This window comes from Asaia platycodi JCM 25414, assembly GCF_000614545.1.
Classification (GTDB): Bacteria; Pseudomonadota; Alphaproteobacteria; order Acetobacterales; family Acetobacteraceae; genus Asaia; species Asaia platycodi.
The window spans coordinates 33,990-58,783 of the sequence record NZ_BAKW01000021.1 but is presented as its reverse complement, the minus strand read 5'-3'; the positions used below and the strand labels follow the sequence as shown (position 1 = coordinate 58,783).

Annotated in this window: 21 protein-coding genes, 1 tRNA gene and 5 pseudogenes; 15 read left to right on the top strand and 12 right to left on the bottom strand. The window is 59.6% G+C overall.

Annotation, left to right across the window (positions count from 1 at the left end; genetic code table 11):
- Positions 1 to 59: 59 nt before the first annotated feature.
- From JCM25414_RS21975 to JCM25414_RS20640, 6 genes and pseudogenes are all read left to right on the top strand, one after another.
- Positions 60 to 389: a hypothetical protein gene (locus JCM25414_RS21975; RefSeq protein ID WP_025842031.1), complete on the top strand. Its 330-nt coding sequence runs from the start codon at positions 60 to 62 to the stop codon at positions 387 to 389.
- Between the two features lie 119 nt (positions 390 to 508).
- Positions 509 to 1,024, top strand: a pseudogene (locus JCM25414_RS25420) (FAD-binding oxidoreductase); the annotation flags it as partial.
- Positions 1,025 to 1,467: 443 nt separating this feature from the next.
- Positions 1,468 to 3,087, top strand: coding sequence for an FAD-linked oxidase C-terminal domain-containing protein (locus tag JCM25414_RS25415; RefSeq protein WP_242403604.1), 1,620 nt, complete (start codon positions 1,468 to 1,470; stop codon positions 3,085 to 3,087).
- Positions 3,033 to 3,557, top strand: a complete 525-nt coding sequence (locus JCM25414_RS25410) for a (Fe-S)-binding protein (RefSeq protein ID WP_242403603.1) — start codon at positions 3,033 to 3,035, stop codon at positions 3,555 to 3,557. Before JCM25414_RS25415 ends, JCM25414_RS25410 begins: the two co-directional genes overlap by 55 nt.
- Before the next feature lie 118 nt (positions 3,558 to 3,675).
- A pseudogene (locus JCM25414_RS26815) lies at positions 3,676 to 4,240 on the top strand (TonB-dependent receptor plug domain-containing protein); the annotation flags it as partial.
- 9 nt (positions 4,241 to 4,249) lie between these two features.
- Positions 4,250 to 5,944, top strand: coding sequence for a TonB-dependent siderophore receptor (locus tag JCM25414_RS20640; RefSeq protein WP_242403607.1), 1,695 nt, complete (start codon positions 4,250 to 4,252; stop codon positions 5,942 to 5,944).
- 34 nt (positions 5,945 to 5,978) lie between these two features.
- Here the strand turns inward: JCM25414_RS20640 and JCM25414_RS13950 are convergent, their stop codons facing one another.
- Together JCM25414_RS13950 and hrpB are read right to left on the bottom strand one after the other, a co-directional pair.
- Positions 5,979 to 7,412, bottom strand: coding sequence for a sugar porter family MFS transporter (locus tag JCM25414_RS13950; protein WP_025842030.1), 1,434 nt, complete (start codon positions 7,410 to 7,412; stop codon positions 5,979 to 5,981).
- A gap of 210 nt (positions 7,413 to 7,622) precedes the next feature.
- Positions 7,623 to 10,149 (bottom strand): annotated as a pseudogene (gene hrpB, locus JCM25414_RS20635) (ATP-dependent helicase HrpB).
- Positions 10,150 to 10,335: 186 nt separating this feature from the next.
- Here hrpB and JCM25414_RS26185 point away from each other — a divergent pair.
- Genes JCM25414_RS26185 through JCM25414_RS26175 form a run of 3 tightly spaced genes read left to right on the top strand, consistent with a single transcriptional unit; the run spans position 10,336 to position 12,306 of the window.
- Positions 10,336 to 11,217, top strand: coding sequence for a protein-disulfide reductase DsbD domain-containing protein (locus JCM25414_RS26185; RefSeq protein WP_277911340.1), 882 nt, complete (start codon positions 10,336 to 10,338; stop codon positions 11,215 to 11,217).
- Entirely contained in the window at positions 11,144 to 11,683 is a 540-nt protein-coding gene (locus tag JCM25414_RS26180; protein ID WP_456303459.1) for a cytochrome c biogenesis protein CcdA, read from the top strand. The genes JCM25414_RS26185 and JCM25414_RS26180 overlap by 74 nt, the downstream gene beginning before the upstream one ends.
- The gene (locus JCM25414_RS26175; protein WP_277911337.1) at positions 11,671 to 12,306 is read left to right on the top strand and encodes a thioredoxin family protein; all 636 of its coding nucleotides are present in this window, start codon (positions 11,671 to 11,673) and stop codon (positions 12,304 to 12,306) included. Before JCM25414_RS26180 ends, JCM25414_RS26175 begins: the two co-directional genes overlap by 13 nt.
- Before the next feature lie 123 nt (positions 12,307 to 12,429).
- On the opposite strand, the gene JCM25414_RS13935 is transcribed toward JCM25414_RS26175, so the two are convergent.
- Together JCM25414_RS13935 and JCM25414_RS13930 are read right to left on the bottom strand one after the other, a co-directional pair.
- A complete protein-coding gene (locus JCM25414_RS13935; RefSeq protein WP_025842029.1) occupies positions 12,430 to 12,633 on the bottom strand; it encodes a hypothetical protein in 204 nt (67 codons plus the stop codon).
- 108 nt (positions 12,634 to 12,741) lie between these two features.
- Positions 12,742 to 13,680: an AraC family transcriptional regulator gene (locus JCM25414_RS13930; protein WP_025842028.1), complete on the bottom strand. Its 939-nt coding sequence runs from the start codon at positions 13,678 to 13,680 to the stop codon at positions 12,742 to 12,744.
- A 131-nt stretch (positions 13,681 to 13,811) separates the two neighbouring features.
- Here JCM25414_RS13930 and JCM25414_RS13925 point away from each other — a divergent pair, with 131 nt between their 5' ends.
- The 3 genes from JCM25414_RS13925 (at position 13,812) to JCM25414_RS21970 (ending at position 15,380) form a co-directional block, all read left to right on the top strand.
- Positions 13,812 to 14,039 carry a hypothetical protein gene (locus JCM25414_RS13925; RefSeq protein ID WP_148301109.1) on the top strand — a complete coding sequence of 76 codons (228 nt, stop codon included), beginning with the start codon at positions 13,812 to 13,814 and terminating at the stop codon, positions 14,037 to 14,039.
- 92 nt (positions 14,040 to 14,131) lie between these two features.
- Positions 14,132 to 14,863 (top strand): SDR family NAD(P)-dependent oxidoreductase, encoded by a 732-nt coding sequence (locus JCM25414_RS13915; protein ID WP_025842026.1) that lies wholly within the window; start codon positions 14,132 to 14,134, stop codon positions 14,861 to 14,863.
- A 76-nt stretch (positions 14,864 to 14,939) separates the two neighbouring features.
- On the top strand, positions 14,940 to 15,380 hold the full coding sequence (locus JCM25414_RS21970) for a DUF805 domain-containing protein (protein WP_148301108.1): 441 nt from the start codon (positions 14,940 to 14,942) through the stop codon (positions 15,378 to 15,380).
- Positions 15,381 to 15,493: 113 nt separating this feature from the next.
- On the opposite strand, the gene JCM25414_RS13905 is transcribed toward JCM25414_RS21970, so the two are convergent.
- The 7 genes and pseudogenes from JCM25414_RS13905 to hisG form a co-directional block, all read right to left on the bottom strand.
- Positions 15,494 to 15,569, bottom strand: a tRNA-Phe gene (locus JCM25414_RS13905).
- A gap of 28 nt (positions 15,570 to 15,597) precedes the next feature.
- On the bottom strand, positions 15,598 to 15,783 hold the full coding sequence (locus tag JCM25414_RS13900; RefSeq protein ID WP_025842024.1) for a DNA gyrase inhibitor YacG: 186 nt from the start codon (positions 15,781 to 15,783) through the stop codon (positions 15,598 to 15,600).
- Positions 15,780 to 16,760 carry a ribonuclease E/G gene (locus JCM25414_RS20615; protein ID WP_242403602.1) on the bottom strand — a complete coding sequence of 327 codons (981 nt, stop codon included), beginning with the start codon at positions 16,758 to 16,760 and terminating at the stop codon, positions 15,780 to 15,782. The genes JCM25414_RS13900 and JCM25414_RS20615 overlap by 4 nt, the downstream gene beginning before the upstream one ends.
- A 91-nt stretch (positions 16,761 to 16,851) precedes the next feature.
- A pseudogene (locus JCM25414_RS20610) lies at positions 16,852 to 17,458 on the bottom strand (Maf family protein).
- Between the two features lie 10 nt (positions 17,459 to 17,468).
- Entirely contained in the window at positions 17,469 to 17,687 is a 219-nt protein-coding gene (gene infA / locus JCM25414_RS13885) for a translation initiation factor IF-1 (RefSeq protein ID WP_023979930.1), read from the bottom strand.
- 145 nt (positions 17,688 to 17,832) lie between these two features.
- Positions 17,833 to 19,140: a histidinol dehydrogenase gene (gene hisD, locus JCM25414_RS13880; protein ID WP_025842023.1), complete on the bottom strand. Its 1,308-nt coding sequence runs from the start codon at positions 19,138 to 19,140 to the stop codon at positions 17,833 to 17,835.
- Positions 19,137 to 19,843, bottom strand: a pseudogene (gene hisG / locus JCM25414_RS20605) (ATP phosphoribosyltransferase). Before hisG ends, hisD begins: the two are co-directional and overlap by 4 nt.
- Before the next feature lie 197 nt (positions 19,844 to 20,040).
- Here hisG and JCM25414_RS20600 point away from each other — a divergent pair.
- The 3 genes from JCM25414_RS20600 to JCM25414_RS23115 all read left to right on the top strand — a co-directional run bounded on the left by JCM25414_RS20600 (position 20,041) and on the right by JCM25414_RS23115 (position 23,059).
- Positions 20,041 to 20,760: an aldo/keto reductase gene (locus JCM25414_RS20600; RefSeq protein WP_277911335.1), complete on the top strand. Its 720-nt coding sequence runs from the start codon at positions 20,041 to 20,043 to the stop codon at positions 20,758 to 20,760.
- Positions 20,730 to 20,909, top strand: coding sequence for an aldo/keto reductase (locus JCM25414_RS26170; RefSeq protein ID WP_277911334.1), 180 nt, complete (start codon positions 20,730 to 20,732; stop codon positions 20,907 to 20,909). The genes JCM25414_RS20600 and JCM25414_RS26170 overlap by 31 nt, the downstream gene beginning before the upstream one ends.
- Positions 20,910 to 21,649: 740 nt before the next feature.
- Positions 21,650 to 23,059 (top strand): glycosyltransferase family protein, encoded by a 1,410-nt coding sequence (locus JCM25414_RS23115; protein WP_148301107.1) that lies wholly within the window; start codon positions 21,650 to 21,652, stop codon positions 23,057 to 23,059.
- 217 nt (positions 23,060 to 23,276) lie between these two features.
- Here the strand turns inward: JCM25414_RS23115 and JCM25414_RS13850 are convergent, their stop codons facing one another.
- Positions 23,277 to 24,776, bottom strand: coding sequence for a replicative DNA helicase (locus JCM25414_RS13850; RefSeq protein ID WP_025842019.1), 1,500 nt, complete (start codon positions 24,774 to 24,776; stop codon positions 23,277 to 23,279).
- Between the last annotated feature and the right edge of the window lie 18 nt (positions 24,777 to 24,794).

Genomic DNA, 24,794 nt, shown 5'->3' with positions numbered 1-24,794 from the left:
ACCAAGGTTTCATGCGTCGCCCATCGTGATGCAATATGGACCTGATCAGTATCGATTAAATGACACAAACTGCCTTTGCGCTTTTCTGCCTGACTTGCACCCTTGGTCTGCCCGGCATGGCCAAGGCTGGAACCGGCGCCAGCCCGATTGTGACGCCTACACGCACCGAAGCCGTTCCGATGGCGGTCACCAGCGACACGCTCGACTATTGCAAGACGCTTGCGCGCAAGGTGCATCGCACATTGCGCCAATCGGTAGCGGCGCCCGCGCCCGTTGTCAGTCAGGTCATGTATCTCGAGCGTGAAGGCGAGGCACTCTGCGCCCACGGTCATCTCCGCTCGGGGATCACCCAGGAGCGACGGGCTCTGGTCGTTCTCATGCGCTCCTGAGGCGCAACGCGTTTTCCGGCTCTCTATCGTTCACCGCTGGTTCGGGGTAATTCAGAAATGCGCGTCATCCGGCACTGCCGGGGAAGTTCTGGCGTGCGATTGACGATGGATGACCGGCCATGACCATGATCGCTGTTCTCGACAAGATACCCGGCACGTCAGGGCAGCATACCGCTTTTCTGGACGCACTTCGTGGGGCTGGCTTCTCCGGCGAGATTGAAACCGATCACGATACGCGTCTCGTCCACGCTACCGATAATTCGATCTACCAGCGCTATCCGCAGGCTGTCGTTTTTCCGAAAGATCAGGCCGATCTCGTTTGTCTTGCGCGTCTTGCAGGTCTGGCGGAATGGCGCGATGTCGTGGTGGCGCCGCGCGGTGGCGGCACGGGCACAAACGGCCAGTCTCTGACCGAAGGCATCGTGGTCGATCTCTCCCGACATATGAACCGCATTCTCGAAATCAATGTCGAAGAGAAATGGGTGCGTGTCGAACCCGGCGTGGTGAAAGACCAGTTGAACGCCGCCATTGCCCTACATGGCCTGTTTTTTGCGCCAGAACTCTCGACTTCCAATCGCGCCACGATCGGCGGCATGATCAGCACCGATGCCAGCGGACAGGGCAGCTGTACCTATGGCAAGACGCGCGACCATGTTCTGGCGCTCTCGACCGTGCTGGTCGGCGGTGAGATTCTGTGCAGCGAAAAGCTCGATGCGGCCGGACTGTCGGCCCAGCGTCAGGGCACGAGCCATGTCGCGCGCATTTTTGACTGCGTTGCTGGCATTTGCGAGCAGGAAAAAGAGACGATCGAGCGCGTCTTCCCCAAGCTCAATCGCTGCCTGACCGGTTACGATCTGCGCCATCTGCGTGATGACGAGGGGCGTTTCGATCTCACTTCCCTCATCTGCGGTTCGGAAGGGACGCTCGGGTTGCTGGCCGAGGCGAAGCTCAACTTGCTCGCCATCCCTAGGCACAGCATTCTGGTCAATATCCGCTATGACAGCTTCATGGAGGCACTGCGCGATGCGCGTGCGTTGATCGGCCTCAAGCTCTGTCGATCGAGACGATCGATTCAAAGGTGCTTGGTCTGGCCATGCAGGATTTCGTCTGGAATTCGGTCGAGAGCTATTTTCCCGAAGATGAGACGGGCCCGGCCAAGGGACTTAATCTGGTCGAGTTTGCCGGGCATGACGAGGGGGTGCTGCGCGAGAACGTATCCGCGTTTCTCGACCACCTGAGACAGGACAGGACGGTGCCACGTCGGGGTTATACTCTGGCCGAAGGGCGCAAGGCCGTTTCGCAGGTCTATGCCATGCGCAAGCGCGCCGTGGGGCTGCTGGGCAATGTGCAGGGGGAGGCTCGCCCGCAGCCATTCGTTGAGGATACGGCGGTGCCGCCAGAAAAACTGGCCGATTTCATTGCCGAGTTCCGCGCTCTGCTCGATGGGCACGGGCTCGATTACGGCATGTTCGGTCATGTCGATGCCGGGGTGCTGCACGTGAGGCCTCTGCTGAACATGCGCGACTCGAAAGACGCGGCGCGTATCCGCCCGTTGAGTGACGCGGTATTTGCCCTGACGCGTCGCTATGGCGGATTGCTCTGGGGCGAGCATGGCAAAGGCGTGCGCTCGGAATATGTACCCGAAATTTTCGGACCGCTCTATTCGTCTCTGCAGCAGATCAAGGCGGTTTTCGACCCGCATAACCAGCTCAATCCCGGCAAGATCGCCGCGCCGGATTCGTCTGCGCGCCCTCTTCTGCGTGTCGATAACGTGCCTTTGCGCGGCACACTGGACAGCCAGATCCCCGACCCGGTCTGGAAGGAATTTGGCACCGCCATGCATTGCAACGGCAATGGCGCCTGCTTCAATTACGATCAGGACGACCCTATGTGCCCGTCCTGGAAAGCGACGCGCGACCGGCGCTTTTCGCCCAAGGGCCGCGCGTCGCTGTTGCGCGAATGGCTGCGCCTTCAGGCGGGATCTGGCACGGATGTGGTGGCGCTGGAGGCGGCACGGCCATCGCTGAAACAGCGTCTTGGTGCGCTGTTACGCCGGCGTGCGGCTGCGCCGCTCGATTTCTCTCATCAGCTTTACGACTCTCTGGCGACCTGCCTTGCGTGCAAATCCTGTACCAGCCAGTGCCCGGTCAAAGTCGATGTGCCCGATTTCAGAGCGCGTTTTCTCAATCTCTACCATCAGCGTTATGCGCGGCCTCTGCGCGATTACCTGGTCGGCATGATCGAATATGCCCTGCCGCTCATGGCGCGTTTCGCCCCGCTCTATAATGCGGGGACGAAGCTTTCGGTGGTGCAGGCACTCGGAAGGCGCCTTTTCGGCCTTGTGGACATGCCCGCGATGCAGGGGGCGGAACTGACCGAGACCTGTCGCGTCTGGGGCGTGCAGCCCGCCCGGCCGGAGCTTTTGGCGGCATTATCGGCAGAAGCTAAATCGCGCAGCGTGATTCTGATGCCCGATCTCTTCACGCGCCATTTCGAGACGCCGCTCGTCTGCGCGTTGATCGAGCTGGCCTCGCGATCTGGCTATGATGTTTATCTGGCGGAGAGCCTGGCCTGCGGCAAGCCGCTGCATGTGCACGGGTTTCTCGGTCTGTTTGTCAGTCAGGCGCGGCGTAATGCTCCTGGTTGCGCGCGCTGGGAGCCTCTGGCGTTGCGATTGTCGGGCTCGATCCGGCCATGACGCTCGTTTACCGGCAGGAATATCGCAAGATCCCGGGTATCGAGACCCTGCCCAGCGTGCTGCTGCCACAGGAATTCCTGCTCAAGGCGCTGCCGGATCGTGGCACGACGGGAATGGGCAACGGTATACAGCACGTCTTTCTCGGCCATTGCACCGAAAAGACCGCACTTGCCGGGTCGGGCAGCGACTGGCAGGCCCTGTTCGCACGTGTCGGCCTGGAGCTGCATCTCGAAAAAACCGGATGTTGCGGCATGTCGGGTACGTTCGGCCATGAGGCGCGCAATGTCGACACCTCGCGAATCATATTCGAGCAATCCTGGGGCGCGCATCTTGATCGGCAGACAGAGAAGCGTTTTCTGGCCAGCGGCTATTCCTGCCGCAGTCAGGTGAAGCGTTTCAGGGGGCAGGCTCTCGACCACCCCTTGGTGGTCCTGCTCGAAAGACTGCGTGGCGCCCCGGCCAAGCCGTGATGCGCCGTGCACTGCCCGCGCGTACATGACGTGACATTATCACCACAGATTTTCCTCGCTGGGTTCTCGACCCTGACGGTCGATTGACAGCAGGGGCACGAATTTTTATCGACCCGGAATGCAAATGAGAAACGTTCTCATTTGTAACGACAATCTATCGTATTGTTCCGGGAAAATTATGTCTGTCACGCATCGCGCTGCCCTGTTTCTGTCTGCCCTTGTTTCATATCCCTTGTCCGGGGTGCTTTCTCATCCGGTCTGGGCTGCAGAACAGAAACCGGCTGATTCTGCGATGCGCGCCCATCCATCGACCTCCCAGAAGTCCGGATCTCAGAAACAGGCCTCTCAACAGCAGAAGGGGCGCGTGCATGAAACGATCCGCGTTACGGCCAGACGTGGCGGGTTTCTGCCCGCATCCGCGAGCAGTGCGACAAAAACCTCGACCCCGCTCGAGCTGATACCGCAGAATATCACGGTCATCACGCAGGAGCGCATGAGCACGCTCAATGCGCGCAGCCTGTCCGAAGCGGTGCGCTATGCGGCAGGGGTTTCCGATTACGGATCGAAAGACGACCCTCGCGGCTATTTCGGGACGATCCGTGGTTTCACACCCGATATCTATCTCGATGGCACGCGCGCCCGACGCCAGTTCCTCGCAAAGCTTCAGCATCGAGCCTTGGGGACTGGAAGAAATGGATGTCCTGCGCGGGGCTTCATCGGCGCTTTATGGCTCGGGGCAGTTGGGAGGCATCATCAATGCTGTCAGCAAGCGCCCTCATCCGGATCAGGTGAACGAACTCGATTTCCAGACCGGGTCTTACGGGCGCGTTCAGGGAGCGCTGGATGTCGGTGGGGCGCTCAACAGCCGCAAGACGCTGCTCTGGCGTTTCAACGGGTTGATCCGCAAATCCGACACCTATGCAAGGAACATCAAGAATAACGAGATCTATGTGGCCCCGTCGCTGAGCTGGCGTCCTGACGACAAGACGATTGCGACCCTGCTGACCAGCTTCCAGCAGCTCGATGCCGGTTCGACGGCACAGTTCCTGCCTGCACGCGGCACGGTCCTGCCTTCGAAATGGGGGCAGATCGCCCGTAATTTCCTGAGCAGCGATGCCGATTATGACGTGTATTCCAAACGTCAGGTGGCGGTGGGCTATAATCTGGTGCGTCATATCCTGCCCAACTGGACGCTCACGCAGAACATGCGTTACGCGCATCTCGATGTGCTTTACCGCTTCGTCACCACCTCGTCGCTTTCGGCAGACCAGCAGAGCATCAACCGCACGGCGTTGAACCAGCAGGGTAATTACAACAACGTCACGCTCGATACGCGTTCCGACATGGTGGTCCATACCGGCCCGATCCATCATGAATTTCTGACCGGTGTTGATTTCCGGAGCGATTTTCTCGCCAATCGTCGTGGTCAGCGCGCGGCACCAGCGCTCAATCTTTACACCCCCGTCTATCGCGCCGTCACTTGGCCCAGCTATGCCACCAATACCAGCACCAACGAGACCGAAACCGATACTGGTATCTATGCACAGGAACAGGCCAACTGGCAGCGCTGGTATCTTACTGTGTCAGGTCGTGGCGATTTCACCGAAAGCTTGACGGTGAATAATCTGACCGGCGTGCGCACACCGCAGAACAATAATGCCTTCACCGGGCGTGTCGGGCTGGTTTACCAGTCGGCTATCGGGCTCAACCCTTATGTCTCCTACGCCACCTCCTTCCAGCCTCAGGTCGGCACGACGTTTGCGGGGGCTGCTTTCGTGCCAACGACGGGCAAGCAGATCGAGGCCGGTTTGAAATACAAGCCCGCTACCCCGTTGCGTGGTGTCGATAATTTCATGCTCACGGCCGATTTCTTCAATCTGGTGCAGGATAATGTCCTGACCGCCGATCCGAATAATACGTCCTTCAGCGTGCAGACCGGGCGTCAGAGAACGCGCGGCTTCGAATTCGAAGGGGTGGGCCGCCTGCCTTACAGGATCGATTTCATTGCAAGCTTCACCTATCAGGACCCGCGTGTTCTGAGATCGAACACGGTGAGCCAGATCGGGCAGCGTCCTGTCGCGATCCCGTCGCATATGGCCTCGCTTTTTTTGAAGCGCGATGTCGCTTTCTCGGCACTTTGGCAGGCCGGGCTCGGGGCGGGTATGCGCTATACAGGCAATACCGCAGGCTCCATTCCTCTGACCTTCACCGTGCCGTCGCAGCTCGTCTGGGATTTGCAGGCCCATATCGACAGGGGCCGCACGCGCATCCAGTTCAACGGGACCAATATAGCCAACCGCAAATATGTTGCGATGTGCACACGCGACGTCGCCTGCGTCTGGGCGCCGGGTCGCGCCGTGTTCGTGACCCTGTCGCAGAGCTGGTAAGGCGCTGCGTTTGCGGGTTTCACGATACAGACCATCAGGAGTGCGACAGGAAGTCACCCGTGTTCAGGCTACGCTCGATGTCTTCGAGCGACCGGCCTTTCGTCTCGGGAATGCAGCGGCGGATGAACAGCCAGGCGAGGGTCGTGAGCCCGGCGAAAAGAATGAAGGTGCCTGAAACGCCCATGGTCTCGATGATCGAGAGTGTAATCATCGAGATCAGCAGGTCGAAAGACCAGTGCGAGACCGTGACGAGCCCCATCCCCTTGCCGCGTACTGAAAGCGGAAAGACCTCGGCGCCGACCAGCCAGAGCGAGGCATTGATGCTGCCCAGCGTGCAGAGCACGTAGAGCAGTAGCCCGGCCACGGCGAGGCTCTTGCCGATGCCCTGTGGATCGCCGCCGAAAAAGACAAAAGCCAGCACGATCAGGGCGAGAATGGAGCCGGGAAGGACGCGCAGCATGAGGCGACGGCGACCCCAGTGATCGACCGCCCAAAAGCCGAAAATGGTCGCAACCGTAATCGTTACGCCGATAGCGATCGAAATCAGCAGGGCCGAGTTACGGTCGAAACCGGCGCCAGCGAGAATAGTCGGCGCATAGGTGAGCACGGCATTGGTGCCCGTCACCTGGCTGAACATCGCAAGCCCGGTTCCGGCAATGAGGGCGGGACGCAGGCGTTCTGAAAAGAGCAGGCGCCAGCTGCCGCGCTGCCCGGCAGCATCGTGGATTTCGGCCATTTCGGCCTCAGGATCTTCATCCGGGCCGCGCAGGCTGCGCAAAATGGCAAGGGCTTCTTCTTTTCTGCCTTTCGAGGCCAGAAAACGCGGGCTTTCGGGCAGAAAGATCAGACCGATCAGCAACATCAGCGCCGGAATGGCGCCCAGCAGGAACATCATGCGCCAGTCGCCGCCTTGGCTGAGCAGGCGGATCAGAAACGGGCTGCCGCTCAGCGCCCAACCGATGAGCGACGACACCAGCACACCGCCGACAATGGCGAGCTGAAACAGTAGCACCAGCCTTCCGCGCCGCGCCGCCGGGGCCAGTTCGGCGATATAGACCGGCACGATCTGGCTTGCCCCGCCAACGGCAAGACCCAGGATCACACGCATGAAGGTGAGCCCGGTCGGCGACATGGCCATAGCCGAGCCTATAGAGCCCAGCAGGAACAGCGCCCCTGCGAGACCTACAAGAAGGCGTCTGCCCCATCGGTCCGAAAGCGGCCCGGCCCCCATGCAGCCGAGCAGGGCACCGGCGACCATACCGGCAGCGATGGCCTGCTTGCCAAATGTGTCGAGCGGAAAACTGTCGCCCAGCGTCAGGAGGGCGGCTGAGATGATGCCCTGATCATAGCCGAACAGCACCCCGGCCAGTCCCGCCACGCAGGAGGCGATAAAGACCCGCCTTTGTCCCGAGGCTGAGGGGGCGGGGCTGGCGAGAGGTGTGGAAGGCAAGGGGGCGGCCAGAGTCATGGTCGTTTCTCATCCCGATCGGAAAGCTCAATTCGGCTCCGAAAGAAGTGGGAGAGAATCTTGCGATTCGAAAGACAAGTTTTCGTGCTGAAAGATGCCTCGATTACCTATCGCCGAGTGGAGCATTGCAAAACCGGCGTTTTGCCACGAGATACGCCTTCTTCACCTTTTGGTGTGATTTTGTTTCATCGGAGTGTTTCGTTTCATCGATCAGCGATCGGGACGTCGCCTCGAGGGAGGCGGGCTCGCCAGGGCCGGGTTTTCGGGCCAGTCATGACGGGGGTAACGGCCGCGCATATCGCGTCGCATATCAGGCCAGCCTGTCTGCCAGAAAGACGCGATATCGGCGGTGATGGCCTGTGGTCTTCCTGCCGGTGAAAGCAGCGCGAATTGCAGCTTCACCTTGCCATTGGCGATCAGCGGCGTTTCCTTCAGGCCATAGAAAGCCTGGGCTCGTGCCGAAATGGTTGGGATCGGCTCACGATAATCGATGGAGGGAGAGGCACCGGGCAGGGTGAGGCTGATCGGCAGCTCCTGATCGAGGCGCTTCAACTGCATAATCGAGCCTCTGGCGAAGCAGAGAAAGCATATCGAGACCCTGGATCTGCGAGAGTCTGTTCATGTCATCGATATAAGGCAGCAGCCATTCCTCCAGCGTAGCCGCAAGGGTTTCGTCATCGGCAGCGGGCAGAGTCTCATCCAGATGGGTGCGTGCCAGAGCCAGCCGGGCGCGGAATTGCTCACACCCTTCGCTCCAGTTGAGGCTGCCTGACAGATCGGTGCGAATGCGGGAGAGAAGCAGTGCCTGGATTTCTTCAGGGTCGGCTGGGGTCGAGCGATCGCGCAGCACAAGTGTCCCGAGGCGCAGCCTGCGGCGGGCGATGACGCTACCCGTCGCGCTGTCGAGTGCCGTCTCGACCTGCTCTTCGGTTCTGGCGAGCAGGGTCGGGGGCAGGGAGTTGAGGTCGAGAGGGGCGGCCAGACAGATTTCGGTAGCGGTGCGTGTGTGCAGGGCAGGCGCGACCAGAAACTTTTCGCGGGCCAGCGGGTCGATGGCGCTCAGCCTCGCAGACCCGCCGCCAGCCAGACGATAGCGCCCTGTCTCGCCAGCGGCCATGGCCACACGATCGGGGAACCCGGCAGCGAGCAGGGCTGCGGCACAATGCGGGTCGGGGGGAAGGCGCTGGGAGAGCCCGAGGCGCTTCTGATAGCGCTGGCTCGACTGGCGAATGCGCGCAATACTGGCCCTGTCGGCGCCGGGGTGGTGCTCTGCCCCCTCGATCAGTGCGAGGCGCGACTGGATATCGGCGGGCGTCACAGGCGCGCGCTGCCCCGGCACGGGCCGGGGGCGCAGCGGATCGCGCTCTTCCAGAAGGGCGGCGAGGGCGGCGGCGGTGGCTTTTTCGATCGGCGTTTTGGCCGCGCACATCATGGCGGCCAGACGGGGCTGCGCACCCAGACGCGCCATGGCAGTGCCGAGCGGCGTGACCCTGCCCGCCTTGTCGAGAGCACCAAGGGTTTGCAACAGGGCGATGGCGGCCTGCCTTGCGCCCGAAGGCGGGGCATCGAGCAGAGCCAGGGCATCGGGTGCCGTACCCATGATCTCGTGCCATGAGGCGGCATCGAGGCAATGCCCGGCAAGATCGCTACTCAGGATTTCAGGCAGATCATGCTGAATCATGGAGCGCCCTGTCGCTTCGGTCCATAGACGCAGGGCGATGCCCGGCGCTTCACGTCCGGCGCGACCCGCGCGCTGAGTGGCGGTAGCGCGAGAGACGCGCAGCGTTTCCAGACGCGACAGCCCCGAGCCGACATCAAGACGCGGCTCGCGTCGGAAACCACCATCGACAACCAGACGCACGCCGGGCACGGTAAGCGACGTCTCGGCGATGGAGGTGGCCAGCACTACCTTACGTCTGTCCGCCGGTTTGAGTGCCAGATCCTGCTCTTTCGTATCCAGTTCGCCATAGAGCGGGAGGATCAGCGCATCCAATCCAGCAAGGGCGGCGGCGCAGCGTCTGATTTCGGCAACGCCCGGCAGAAAGGCCAGAAGATCGCCTTCTTCTTCGGCCATGAGGCCGCGAATGCTGCGTGCCATGGCTTCAGGCAGTTCACGCAAGGCGGCGATATCACGTTTGGCATGGCGGATATCGAGAGGAAAGGCGCGGCCCTCGCTCTCGACGAGTGCGCCATCGAGCAGGGCGGTGAAAGCGCGCCCATCGGTCGTGGCGGACATGGCGACAAGACGCAGTTCAGGCCTCAGCGTGCGTTGCAGATCGAGCGCGAAAGCCAGCGCCGTATCGAGGTCGAGCGAGCGTTCATGCACTTCGTCGAACAGGATGGCGGCCACGCCTTCGAGAAGCGGGTCGGTCAGCAGGCGGCGCAGCAAAAGCCCTTCGGTCACGACCTCGATACGTGTGGCGGCGCTGACCGCAGAGTCCGTGCGGGTACGATAGCCAACCGTTCTGCCGGTTTCCTCCCCCAGCAGCGACGCCATGCGATGGGCGGCGCCGCGCACCGCCACGCGTCGCGGTTCGACCACGAGAAGCCGTCCGTCTTCACGCCAGGGGGCTTGTAAAAGATGAAGCGGCACCAAAGTCGTCTTGCCTGCGCCTGGTGGCGCGACAAGCACCGCATTGCGGCCAGAGGCCAGCACGTCCTGCAATTCCGGCAGGGCGGCCGAGACAGGAAGAACGGGAAGCGAAATGAGATTGGCGGGCAATACGGGACCGGTCATAATGACCTCTATGGCGCGTCCCTGGGGCGGTCGGCAATTCTCTTCCAACGATGCGATCGGTCCGATGCTGCGTAAGTTGTCTTTTCTAGTCCTGTCCCTGTCGGTGTTCCTGTTCGCTTCGGGCAACGCACCGGCTTTCGCCGCTTCCAGCGAGCCGGTCATTTCCAGCATGATACGGCGACTCTGGTGACCGATCGCGACAGCGTGGCGGCGGGGGCGACGCTTCATGTCGGGCTGCGTCTTCAGCTCAAGCCAGGTTGGCACACCTACTGGCTCAATGCAGGGGATGCCGGTGAGCCGCCGACGCTTAAGGTCACTGCCAGTGGCGCCATGACGGGGCAGAGCGAGACGATCGATTTCCCGACCCCCGTGCGCATCAGCGAAGGCGGGCTGATGTCTTACGCCTATACGGGCGATGTGCTGCTGCCTCAGGCACTGAAGCTTGAAGGGCAGGAAGGCCCGATCACACTCAAGGCCCATGCCGAATGGCTGGTCTGTGCGGCCACCTGTGTGCCCGAGCAGGGCGATTTCACGCTCTCTCTGCCCGCAGGCAAGAGCGCAGCCAATAGCTCTGCAGAGGGGCCGCTTTTCGTTCATGCCTCTCAGGCCAGCCCTGTGCCGTCCCCCTTTGCAGCATCTGTTGCCTCTGACGGGGTGCTGAGTCTGAGCGGCAAGGGGCTTTCTCCGGCGAGCATCGAACGCGCGTGGTTCATGCCGTCAGAGACCGGGGTGATCGATCAGGTGGCGCCGCAGAAACTGGCGGTGAGCGAGGGTAGTCTGACGCTCAAGCTCAACTGGATCGATGCGGCGCATCAGCGCCTCGCTGGCCGGGATTGTGGTGTTGCAGGATCAAGCCGGTCAGCAGACCGCGCTCTGGATCAAGACGGCGCAGGCTTCAGCCACGCCGGCCGAGGCGGTGCCGCCTGCGCCTGCTCAGGCAGCCTTGTGGCGTCTGCTGATTTTTGCGTTTCTTGGCGGGCTCATTCTCAACCTGATGCCTTGCGTCTTCCCCGTTCTGGCCATGAAGGCATTTTCGCTTGCGCGTCTGGGTGGCAGCCATCGCCATGAGCAGATCAGAAGCGCTCTTGCCTATACGACCGGGGTGATGGGCAGCTTCGCCGCGCTTGGTTTGGCCATGATTGTGCTGCGCAGCGTCGGCTCCGCTGCTGGCTGGGGCTTTCAGTTCCAGTCGCCGATTTTCGTGGTCGGTGTCGCCTGGCTGCTGGTCATGATGGCGCTCAATCTTCTTGGTGTTTTCGAGGTGACGCTGGGGCGTATCGGTCAGGATGTCACACCGCGCCATGGCATCTGGGGTGACATGCTGACGGGGCTGCTGGCCGTGATTGTGGCCACGCCCTGCACAGCCCCCTTCATGGGGGCTGCGATTGCGGCGGCGCTCAGCGGCCCGGCCTGGGCAGGGCTCGCCCTGTTTCTGGCCATGGGGTTCGGTCTGGCCTCGCCCTATGTGGCGATTGCACCATTCCTTTCCTGGCGCGCCATATGCCCAAACCCGGCGCGTGGATGGCTGTGTTGAAACAGGCTCTGGCATTCCCGCTTCTGGCCACGGCTGTCTGGCTGTTCTGGGTGGCCTGCGTGCAGCGCGGGGCGATGATCCTGCCTGTCGGGTTGGGCGGCGCGGTGGCGCTTGGTCTCGTGGCCTGGCTGTTCGGCACGACTCAGCGACAGGCCATGCTCAAGGGCGCCACGCCGGGCGTGATCGTAGGGCGTGTGCTGGCCGTGGTCGTGCTGGTTCTTGCTGGGATCGGTCTGGCGCGTATCGATAACGGGATTGCTGCCAGCGCACCGGCAGAAGCGAAGGCAGAGAGGGGCAGCGTGGCCTATTCACCCGAGCGTCTCGCCAAACTGCGTGAAGAGGGCAAACCTGTTTTCATCGACATGACGGCGGCCTGGTGCATCACCTGCATGGTCAATGAGCGCGTGGCCCTGCAAGCAGCACCCGTACAGAAGGCGTTCGAGGCACAGGGCATCACCTATATGAAGGGCGACTGGACCAATCGCGATGAATCCATCAGCGCTTATCTGCGCGCGCATGGACGCGACGGCGTGCCGCTCTACGTCTATTATGCGCCTCGCAAGGAGGGCGTCGTTCTGCCGCAGATCCTGACCGTTTCAGGCGTGCTCGACGCAATCAAATAAGGTCGCAGACCTCACGCGGAGCCACCCGGCTCAGACCCTGATCTGCTTGCTTGCCCTTCTGGAAGAGAAAGGTACGAACGGGCAGCGCAGGCGCTATTGGAAGCGGATTAGTCTGATGGCGGTTCAGAGAGGCGAGGCGCCCATACCCGTGCCCATATACATGTGGCCATGAGGTTTGTGGTCGAAAGAGGGGGTGTTTTTCGACGGGGCGCTGCCTGTTGACGAAACGGGGCGAAGCAATCCGGAACGACTCTCATCTGCCGGCGGGTGGGGATGAGAACATGCGGTCAGGGTGAGAATCATGCCGCAAAGGGCCAGAATACGCATAACGATACCTCGGTCTTTTTCCGGCCAGCCTGCGCTCAAAACATGCCCCGGCCAAGAAGCTGGCCCGGATGATCGTGTAACGCAGTGCATCCTGCCCTCATGCCTCTCTCAGATCCAGACATCCTCGTTCAATTCCCGGTAGCGCTCGACGCCGATTGTGCGAATGCGTTTGACGTCCTGATGAGGTGGCAGGCCAAAAATCGTCTTGTATTCACGCGTGAATTGCGACGGGCTTTCATAGCCCACAGCAAATCCTGCATCGGCAGCAAGCCTGTCTTCGCTCAGCATCAGGCGGCGGGCTTCCTGAAGCCGCAGGCGCTTGCGATACTGCACGGGGGAGAGACCGGTTATGTCCTGAAATTTGCGATAAAAGGTCGATTGGCTCATTCCGGCCAGGCGCGGTAGATGCGTCATCTCGGCTTCTTCCATGAAATTAGCGCGTAATGAGGCCAGAGCGCGATTGATTCGCGACGCATCGCTCTTCTGATCGGCAATTTCGTGCAGCACATGGCGCTGGTCGCCTTGGAGGGCGCGATAGATCATTTCCCGTTTGAGCATCGGCGCCAGAAAATCCCTGTCCTGCTCGTGATCGAGGGCAAGGAGCAGACGGCGCAGCACGTCCAGCAGGTCGGGCGTGACCGGACTGAGGCCGAGACTGGCGCGCAGCGGTGTCTTAAGCCCCGGATCGGCGTGGGTCTGTGTAATGATCTCGGCAATTTCAGCAGGGTCGAAGGCGATGCAGGCCGCGAGATAGGGTTCATCCGGCGAGGCACGGGTAATACGGCCCGAAAGCGGCAGATCGACCGTGGCGACCAGATAGTGATTCTGATCGTAATCGAAGCTGCGCTTGTGGATGCATATGGTCTTTGCACCCTGGATGATGAGGTAGATGCGCGGCTGATAGACCACCAGTAGCGGGTCGGTGGTCGTGTCGGAGTGATAGAGCGTCAGATAGTCGATGGCGGTCTTCGTGCTTTTGCGTGGGCAGTGAAGACGGACGAGTGCCTGAACCTCTCTGAGCTGCGCGGTTGTTTCCTGATTCATCATGGTCCCGCCATCGCATCATGAGAAAATAAGGCAAGTTTTTCGGAATCCTGAGATAACGCAGGCGGCTTCTGTCTGCGCATTCTCTGCCTGTCCGAAAAGGACAGGTGTTTTATTCCGAACAGGAGCCTGCCATGCAGAACCATATCCCCGCATCCCGCACCGGAAATGTCGTCAAGACGTGTCCGACGACGGAGCGCCGCAAGGATATCCGGCTTCTGTATCGCATATGGCGCGAGCAGATTGGCAGGCTCGAACGGGGCAGAATTCGCCTCTCTGCGGCTCAGAAGCGAAAGATGCTCAGGGATTTCTGCAGAAATTGCCGCGCTCTCGATCGCTCCTGTCGCCTGTTGCAGGCCTGAGCGATGCTCGAATTTATCCTCGTGACCGACGCTCTCAAATATCTCGGGCTGAACGCCTTTCTTGCCATTTTTCAGAACAGGGAAACAGATTGATGACTGCAAAAGTTGCTCTCGTAACCGGTGCCAGCCGCGGTATCGGCTCCGGTATCGCCCGCCAGCTTGCCAGCGAAGGCTATGATATCGCCTTTTCCTATCCTCGTGATGCAGCGAGCGCACAGGATACGATCAGGCAAGTCGAGGCGCTCGGGCGCCGTGTGCTGGCCGTGCATGCCGATGGCAGCACTGTCGAAGGGAATGAGAAAATCGTTGCGGAAACAATCCGCGTTTTTGGCCGTCTGGATGTGCTGGTGTGTAATGCCGGCATGTATCCCAAGGGTACGATCGACGACATCACGCCGGAGATTATTGAAGCCGGGCTCAATCTCAATGTGCGTGGTCCGATGATCGAGACCATGCATGCCGTCAAGCATATGCAGCGCGGTGGGCGCATCATTCTCATGGGCTCGTCATTCGGTGGGCGTGCGCCTTTGCCTGGTCTGTCGCTCTATTCCAGCACCAAGGCGGCTCTGCGCGGCTTCGCTCAGGGCGTGGCGCGCGATCTCGGCGATCGTGGCATCACCATCAATGTTGTCGAACCGGGACCCGTGAATACCGCCATGAATCCGTCGGATACTGAGGCGGCGAAGGTGCTCGCAAGCTTTGTCGCGACTGGCGCCTATGGCGAGATCGAGGACATCGTCAATGTGGTGTCGTTTCTGGTCAATGAGCGCTCGAGCTACATCACCGGATCGGCCCTGGCCGTGGATGGCGGTCTGCTGGCCTGAGGCAAACAGGCTCTTCCCGGCTGATATTAAGGTCAGGGAAGAGCTTTTTATTTCCGTATAACTTTGTCGCGTAATAGTGCCGTTCCAATTCTTCTTTTCTGCCCTAAAAAGCACAAAAGAAGGAATAAGGAATAAAAATATGGACGCCATCTGGATGGGGCTGAAACAGGCGTTTCAGTTTCAGGGACGTACTTCAAGGGCAGATTACGCGATCTTTATCATCGCATGCTGGCTATTTATGCCTGCTTGGGCGCGGGTTATCTATTACAATGCGCATCTGTTCAATGATCAGATCATCCAGTCCAGTCTGTGCGCCATCCAGGTGATCATCGACCTTTTTCTTCTGATAGCGACGATCTCCGCCTCTGTCAGACGTTGCCATGATTGCGGTTGGTCTGGCTGGGTAGCGCTTATTTCGCTCGTTCCCTTCATCGGTGGCATAATCCTTTTTTTCATGAAGGCTGACCCGGATGAGAACCGTTTCGGGAAAATGGGATTCATGCCCTGGACGAGCTGAACGCCGCTGTTTTGCCGATTACGACTGTTTCAGGCCCATTGGGCCTGAAATATCAAAAGGGTTCGCTCGCAGAGCCATTGCGGCCAAGTAAGAAAACAGATTTTCAGGGAAAATGGTGCCCAAGACCGGGATCGAACCAGTGACACTGCGATTTTCAGTCGCATGCTCTACCAACTGAGCTACTTGGGCACCGTCACCATGCGGTGTGAGAGGGGGTTTACTCTAACCCGTCATGCTGATCAAGCGGGGGAAAGACGTTTTTTTCCTCATCCTCTTCCGACACTGATGGCACGCTGTAGCTCTCGTTGAACCAGCGCCCGAGATCGATATCGGCGCAGCGCTTGCTGCAGAACGGGCGAAACGCTGTCTCCGTAGAGCGCTTGCAGATGGGGCAGAGGCTCATGGTGTGAAGCTCCAATAGGCATCCGGGTAATCGGGCATCATTGTCAGGGTCAGCGTTGCACCCCAGCACAGAGCGAATTGTGCCAGCGCGTCGTGGTCGCTCTCCAGAGCGCGAACGACGGCCAGTGAAGCCCGGAGTACAGGGCTGCCGCCAGCCCTCTTGTCGCTCCTGTCACGCAAGATTTGCCTCAGCGCAGAGAGACCGCGGCCGCCGGGGCTTGAGAGCGTCTCATGGAGCGGCGCGCGTCCCCTGACACGCACGACTTCGAGCAGGCCGAGGGATGTGGCTCCGAGCATCCTGGGCTGCATTGGGTCATCGACCAAGGCGTCGGCGAGAAAGCCGCCGAGTGCCGGGCGTTTGCGCAACGGCACTCCCGCCGGATCCAGCAGAATGGCCCCGCTCAGATTACGCAGGCGTATTTCGCGCGCCAGAGCCGGAAAGGCGTTGCGATTGGCGGTGAAGCCATCCATCTGGCGGCGCTGATCGGGGGCAGGGTCGTCCAGATCGATCGCGGTCAGGGCAGGTGTCGGGGTGATTGTGGCGCGCAGTCCGTTTGGCAGCGTTGCCTGCGGCGTGGCAAGCTCGTCGCAACAGGCTTCGAGCACCGTGTCGAAGGCCTGAGGAACACGCTCGATACGCGGCCTCAGCGCCGCCGGTATAAGCGCCATGAGCGTTGGATCGTCGCAGCATAACGCAAGATCCGGGTAGCGCATGGCGATGTCTTCGAGCGGTGTCGGGCCGCGCGCCATGAGCTGTGGGGCCTCGCCTTCAGGAGATACATTGGGGAGAGGCTTGAGGCGCAGCCCCTTGCCATTCTGGGCGCTGCGCGTCACGCGGGCAGCGATCAGTGCGCCATCCTGGTGTGTGCCTGTCAGAAAGCCGGTGCTGTGATCAGCAAGCGTGACAAAGGCCCCGCCAAGTGCTGGCGCGGCCTTCTGCACCCTGACCAGATGCGTGTCGCCATAGCCATCGGGCATGCCGGGCCGCCAGAGGCAAAATCGATCAGATCATCGCCATCGCAGACCGCAATGCGTGCCTCGCCCGGTGACCAGGCGATGCGGCATTCTCTCATGCCAGGAAGCGGAAGGACTGGCCGCGCAGCATCTGGGCGGTTTCGAAAAGGGGCAGGCCGATTACAGCCGAAGGGCTGCCACCCACATAGCGTATGACTGACGCAGCCGCACCCTGAAGCGCATAGCCGCCAGCCTTGCCTTGCCAGTCACCCTGATCGAGCAGGGCAGCAATCTGGGAATCGGTCAGACGGGAAAAGGTCACGTCGGTTTCTACCAGACGCTCGACCCGACGCCCCTCGGCCCAGGAGGCGCTCGGCATGACGCAAACCGCGGTCAATACGGTATGACGCCGGCCCGAGAGCAGGCGCAGGCAACGTTCTGCCGTCGCACGATTTTCAGCCTTGGGCAGTATTCGTCGCCCCACGGCAACGAGCGTATCGGCGGCGAGGATCAGCGCCGGTTCGCCTGTCCGGGTGGCAACCGTTTCGGCTTTCGATCGGGCCAGACGTGCGACGCAGAGGCGCGGCGTCTCGTTCTGGCGCGGCGATTCATCGAGATCGGCAGCAACGATGCGATCGGGGACGAGTCCGATCTGGCGCAGAAGATCGACGCCGGGGGGATGCCGAGGCGAGGATCAGCTCCGGCCGTATGCCGTCCGTCATGAAAACGCTCTTACTTGAAGCGGAAGGTAATGCGGCCCTTGGACAGGTCGTACGGCGTCATTTCGACATTGACGCGGTCACCGGCCAGAACGCGGATGCGGTTCTTGCGCATCTTGCCGCTGGTATGGGCGAGAATGGTGTGTTCGTTGTCGAGGGTCACGCGGAACATGGCATTGGGCAGCAGCTCGGTAACAGTGCCGCTGAATTCGATCATGTCTTCTTTTGACATTGGGGTCCTTGTCGAGATTGAAGCTGGAACAGGCCAGAAAAAGGGGCCGTGCCAGCCCCGGGCATGAAAATTCTGCCGCGTATGTGCTGGCTGCGGGGCGTTACGTCAAGTTTCTTGGTCATTTACCGGGATGAAAAGGGCCGGATTAGCTCTGATTCCATCCCAGCGCATCGAGTCGCGCCGAAAGGCTGAGTGCATGGGCCCCCAGTCCTTCGGCACGGGCAAGCGCGACACCGGCGGGGCCGACGGCGCGCAGGCCATTGGCGTCAGTGGCGATGGAGGTCGTGCGCTTGAGGAAGTCGAATACCGAGAGGCCAGAAGCAAAACGTGCCGTGCGGCTGGTAGGCAGAACATGGTTCGGCCCACCCACATAATCGCCCACGGCCTCGGGGCAGTTGCGCCCGAGGAACATGGCGCCTGCGTGACGGATCTGCGTAGCAAAGCCTTGCGCGTCGTCGAGCATCACTTCCAGATGCTCGGAGGCAAAGCGATTGGCGATCTGCGCGGCCTCAGCCCAGTCGCGCACGATCACGACCGCGCCGTGATCAGCCCAGGATTTCCCGGCGATGGCGGCGCGCGGCAGGGTCAGAAGCTCGTTTTCGAGCGCCTCGACAATGGTTTTGGCAAAGGCGGAATCATCTGTGATCAGCACGGCCTGGGCGAGTTCGTCATGCTCGGCCTGAGCCAGAAGATCGAGCGCGACAAAGCGCGGCTCGTTTTTGTTATCGGCCACGATGACGACCTCGGACGGGCCTGCAATCGAGTCGATGCCAACATGACCGAAGACCTGACGCTTGGCCTCGGCCACATAGGCATTGCCCGGCCCGACGATCCGATCGACGGGTGGAATGCTTGCCGTGCCATAGGCGAGGGCGGCCACCGCCTGGGCGCCACCGACACGATAGATCTCACTCACGCCGCAGACACGAGCCGCCGCAAGCACCAGCGGGTTGAGCACACCATCGGGGCAGGGCACGCACATGGCGATTCGCTCGACACCGGCCACACGGGCGGGCAGGGCATTCATCAGAACAGACGAAGGATAGGCGGCCTTGCCGCCGGGCACGTACAGCCCGACCGCATCGAGCGATGTCCAGCGCATGCCCAGCGTCAGACCGGCGTCATCCGTGTAGGAGAGGTCAGACGGCATCTGTGCCCGATGAAAGGACTCGATACGTGTGGCGGCGAGGGTCAGGGCCTCCATCAGCTCGGCATCGACCTTGTCAGCTTCCTGAGCAATCTCGGCTTCGGCAATACGGATGGTGTCCGAAGTGAGATTCAGCCGATCGAAACGGGCGGTGTAATCGCAAAGCGCCGCGTCACCCTGAGCACGTATGGTGGCGATAATATCGCGAACAGGGGTGCTGACACTGGTTTCGACCGCGCTGCGATCGGCTAGAAGGCTGCCGAGGCGGGTCTCGAAATCAGTGTCGCTGCTTTGGAGCCATTTCATGCGGCATTCTCCTGCAGGGCGTTGCGAAAGCGCTCGATCAGGCACGAATGGCATCGGGCCGGGTCTTCAGGGCAACGCGATTGACGATAAGGCGGCTCGTGACATGGGCGATGACATCGGTCTCGCGCAGGCCATTGGCCTTGAGCGTCGAGCCTGTATCGACCAGATCGACAATCACGCTCGCCATGTCGAGTGTCGGTGCCAGTTCCATCGCGCCATGCAGATGCACGATTTCGGCATTGACGCCCTTCGCGGCAAAATGGCGCCGCGTGATGGTCGGATATTTGGTGGCGACGCGAATATGCGAGCTCGCGGCATTCGTGTCATGCGCGCCCATGCCGACAGGTCGGGCAAGGGAGATACGGCAGCCACCTATACCCAGATCGAGCGGCGCATAGATATCGGGATAGTCAAATTCCATCAGTACATCGGCGCCGCAGACGCCGATCTGGGCGCCCCCATGGGCGACGAAGGTCGCCACATCGAAAGAGCGCACGCGTACCACATCGACATTGGGGTCAAGCGTCGGAAATCGCAGGCTGCGCGTGCCTTCGCCGATGGCGCTGCCATCCTTGAACAGCCCGGTGCGTTCGAGCACGGGACCGAGCGCCTTGAGAATGCGGCCTTTCGGCAGCGCCAGAATGAGGGGCGCATCCGTGGGGTCGGACGGGGCGTGAGACTGGGTTTCTGGTGCTGCGATCATGACACCTCGTTCCTAACACAGAGTCTCACGCTCAAGAACCGGGAGCGCGAAGAGTTTTTACCGCAGAAGCCCCTGTTTCGCGCCTCTGTGTTCACGCGTTGATGACCGTGTTTCGGTTTCGTGTTGCAACCCGGCGCGGGTCAGACCGCTAGACTGACTGAAAAATACCGCGCCAAGGCGACAGTAAGGAGATCCTCATGTCTCGCACCGATTCTTCCTCAGGGCTTTCTTCCGCGACGATGCGCGCTGATGGCCAGCAGGTTCATCTCACGCTCAATGATGGCACGCGCATCCCGCAATTCGGGCTTGGCGTTTACAAGACCCCCGCCGATGAAACGGCGGAGATCGTGCGTTATGCGGCCAAGGCTGGCTATCAGATGGTCGATACGGCCGCATTTTACGGCAATGAGAGCGGCGTGGGAGACGCGTTGCAGGATTTTCCCGATCTCTATGCCGTAACCAAGCTTTGGGCGAATGATCTCGGCTATGACAATGCCATGCGCGCCTTCGATGAAAGTGCCCGCAAGCTGCGTCGCGACGTGGTCGATCTTTATTTGCTTCATTGGCCCATGCCGAAAACGGGCCTTGCGGTCGAAAGCTGGAAGGCGCTCATCAAGCTCAAGAATGACGGGCGTATCCGCTCGATCGGCGTGTGTAATTTCCAGCCCGAGCATCTGACCCAGCTGATCGAGGAAACCGGGGTCAAGCCGGTGCTCAACCAGATCGAGCTGCACCCCTCCTTCCAGCAGAAGGATGTCCGCGCTTTCAATGAATCGCTCGATATTCGTACTGAGGCCTGGAGCCCCTTGGCCCGCGGCGCCGGCTTCGATGGCGAGATCATTACCAGTATAGCGAAAAAACACGGCAAGACGCGGGGCAGGTCACATTGCGCTGGCATCTCGAACTCGGGAATATAGTCATCCCGAAATCGGTTCATCAGAAGCGGATCGACGAAAATCTCGATGTGTTCGATTTCCGTCTCGATGAGGAAGACATGAAGCGCATCGAGACACTCGATGATGCGAATGGCCGCACCGGCCCCAACCCCAACACCGCTGAATTCTGACCGTAACAGGGCGTCACGAAAGTTGACGCCCTTTTTGACTTATTCAAGTGTAGAATTCACGTTATGCTTGAAGAAATAATCAATAAAAAAGCAATTCTTGTATGGGCTATGTGTGTCGGTGCAGTGCACAGTGAGGCTATGGCGGCTGACACGGGTTATTTCATGCCGAGTGCGCGAGCCGTCATGTCAAAAACTCGATACCAGTCGAGTGACAGAGCGAGCGCTCTCATCACCGCGGCGCTCTTGCCCGTAGGCAGAGGATTCGATCTGAGTATTACAGCTAGGCTCTACCTCAGCCGTTCTCCAAGCCGTCCATGCAATCAATCCTACGCCGGATCGGCCCGATTACGGTTGAAATTACTGACTCGTCCCCCATCGCAATGGAGCACGGTGTTACTACCACGTTTGCAATGCCTGTTACAGGCATTGCGGGACTCGATCTAACAGCCAACTTTTTCGCCGGTCATCGGAATACCCGTCTGGGTGCCCCACCCGGTTCAGCAGCGTTCACAGGAGGCATTCGCTGGCGTTGGTGAGGCGGAGAGCAATGCTTTCCTCGTCGACGGCAAGTTGCGCGACGATTGATATTCAACGAATATGTTCTCGTTTATGTTTCGTCTGTAATTCCAGTGTGTTTCTGGGATGCACGATTGACAACTGTGAGAATATGGCTTTCAGATCAGAAAGAGACGCCGTTAAAAGGCAAACAGACCCCAATTTTTCGTCGAAAGTGCATTAGAATGTCCGATCAAAGGAAAGATCCCGGACCTTTTTTTGTCATGGATGCGCACGGAAAGGTGTTGGTCCTTCAATGCGGTGCGCCAATATTCGTTGAAGTTACAGAGATTCATGAGCAGGAAGCTCTTCTCTTCGATAAGGAGAGAGCTCTCTTCATGCATGATGGGTGCGCCTATAGGCTGCGTGCGGGCTTCAGGAGTGTTCACTGTGAAAGAGCGAGTCAGCCGCAACAAGGCCTCCTGACCGAGGGGGAGCGCTTTTTATCGATCGGATATAACAGTGAGTATATATCCGCAGCGCCTGACGGGTCTCTTTTTACGACCTTTCGTCGAGAGATATGGGAGCGATTTTTCCTCCTCTCTTCTTCGTTACTGCACTATCTGCGCTGCATCCTGCGGCACGGTGTGACGGTCAATGGTCGTCCAATTCAACAGATCTCGTTTCAGCGCTTCAGGCTTCATCTCGATGAAGAAAGTTATTGTCTTGAGAGAAACGACGATCTTTCTCTGAGCGTTGCCGAGAATTTTCTCATGCGCGACAATCTTGCCATGGATCGCGCCACCCATTTCAATCCAGTGGTTTACTACTGCGCCTTTGAGCGGCGTGACGTGCTGTTATCGGCAGTTCTATGCGCCAAGTCAGTCATTCGGAACTCTGGCGTAAGTTTTTCTATCGTGATTTTCACGGATATCGATGAACCTGCTCGCGATCTTGATCTGACAGGGCTGGAACGGATTATCAGTTTCGTAAATTGTGACGTATTCGGATACACTGACATCTTCTTTTTTAGGTATAGTCTATTTGTTCTGGATAGATTGAGAGATTATAATCTAGTCTATTATTCTGATTCTGATATCATATGCAATAAATCTCTCATAGAAATGGTAGAGAGAACTCTCGAAAGCGAGAAAATTTGTGTAAATATCGAATTTCGCGTGAAAAATGCTTCTGAGGGAGGGTGGTTCATCAGCGATTTCATGAGACGTGACGAGAAAATCGCTGGTCAGACGATCCTGCCCATCAATTCAGGTTTTTTCGGCTTCTCCTCGACTGAAGCATTCGAAAAAGTGGTTCGCTTCATGGCGAAGGTAAAGGGAAGCCTAAATCGGTTTCACTACAAGAACAGTTATTCCTACGATCAGTCTGTTTTCAATTATGCGCTCATTTCTCTCGATCTGATCGATGACGATGCAATTGCAGCCTATATCGTGAATTGGCCCCCTGCGGCTTTTGCCGATATTCCTCGATCGGGTCTGGTGCATTTCTGTGGGGGACTGGGAGAGTTTGCCAGTCGGCTGGCAAAAATGGAGTCCTATATTGCCTATGTCGAGCCGCTTATGGACAACGCGGATGCGATTTTGGAGACGGAGCAGATCGAACTCACTGAATCCGCGCCACAGGGCTTGCCCTGAAGTGGAACTTTCCAGGAACGAGTCTGTGTCTTCTTCCGTAACAACTGCATAGTCGGACACTGCGCCCGTCACCTTGACGTTTTGAAACGGGTTATCTCAAGCAAAAGCCACAAGGCGTTCCTGTATTCTGGCGGCCTCCGATAGTCAGGCTACAGAAGCTGTTTCGCGGCTCCTTAGCTGATGGAGGCACTCCAGATAAAAAGTACCTCCGCGTCGATCAAACGTCGTGGACGGTATCCAGATCGCCGAAGCGGGTGAATTCGCCTTCGAAGAAAAGCGAGACGGTGCCGGTCGGTCCGTGACGCTGTTTTTCCAGAATCAGCTCGGCCTTGTTATGCACGAGCGCCATCTTGCGCTGCCATTCTTCCATGGCGACCTGATATTTATCCATGCTCTCATAAGCACTATCTTTGGGCATGCGCTGTTGCAAATAATATTCGTCGCGATAGACGAACATCACGGCGTCGGCGTCCTGCTCGATCGAGCCGGATTCACGCAGATCCGAGAGCATCGGGCGTTTGTCCTCACGCGATTCCACCTGACGGGAGAGCTGGGACAGCGCAATGACCGGCACCGAAAGCTCCTTGGCAATGGCCTTGAGCCCCTGGGTGATCATCGAGATTTCGAGCACGCGGCTTTCGGGCTTGGTGCCGATGGCGGGGCGCATGAGCTGGAGATAATCGACCACCACAAGGCTCAGTCCCTTGGTGCGTGCCAGTCGGCGGCAACGCGTACGCATGGCTGAGAGCGAAATGGCGGGGGTATCGTCGATATGCAGCGGCAGCTCCGACAATTCGCGAGAGACACGCACGAAGCGGTCGAATTCGCGCTGGCCGATATCGCCGCGACGGATTTTTTCACCCGAAACTTCGGATTGCTCCGACAGGATACGCGTTGCGAGCTGCTCAGACGACATTTCGAGCGAGAAGATGGCCACGGCGCCGCGCGGCTTCGTACCTTTGTCTTCCGCTTCGCGCATCAGAGCCTGCGCCGCCGAGAACGCTATCTTGGTTGCAAGCGCTGTCTTTCCCATGGCGGGTCGTCCCGCGAGGATCAGCAGATCCGATGGATGCAGGCCGCCCGTTTTCTTGTCGAAATCGCGTAGGCCCGAGGTCAGGCCGCTGACATCGCCCGTGCGCTGAAAGGCCTGCTCGGCCACCTGCAGGGCCCCGGTCAAGGCGCGCTCGAAGGTCACGAACCCGCCATCCTGACCCTTGTCTGTGGCCAGTTTGAACAGGGTTTCTTCCGCTGCCGCAATCTGGTCGCCGCCTTCCAGATCGGCGCGGGCGCCATAGGCATTATTGACGACCGATTCACCGATCTCTATCAGCTGGCGTCTGATCCAGGCATCATGGATAGCGCGTCCGTAATCGCCTGCATTGACGATGCCGACCATCGCCATGAGCAACTGGCCCAGATATTGCGGACCACCGACTTCATCCAGAAGCCCCGAATGCTCGAATTCAGCGCGCATGGTGATGGGGTCGGCCAGCATGCCCCGGTCGATACGCCGGGCGATCGCCTCGAAGATACGCCCATGCAGCGGGTCGGCAAAATGCGCCGCCACCAGAAAGTCGGAGACGCGCTCATAGGCCTTGTTATTGGTCAGGAGCGCGCCCAGCAAAGCGCGTTCGGCCTCGGGGTTGGCCGGAGGCGAGCGGCGCAGCAGCGCGGTAAGGCCGTCATCGGCCACGGATTGTTTGGATGTATCGATCATAGTCACAGCGTCCCTCTA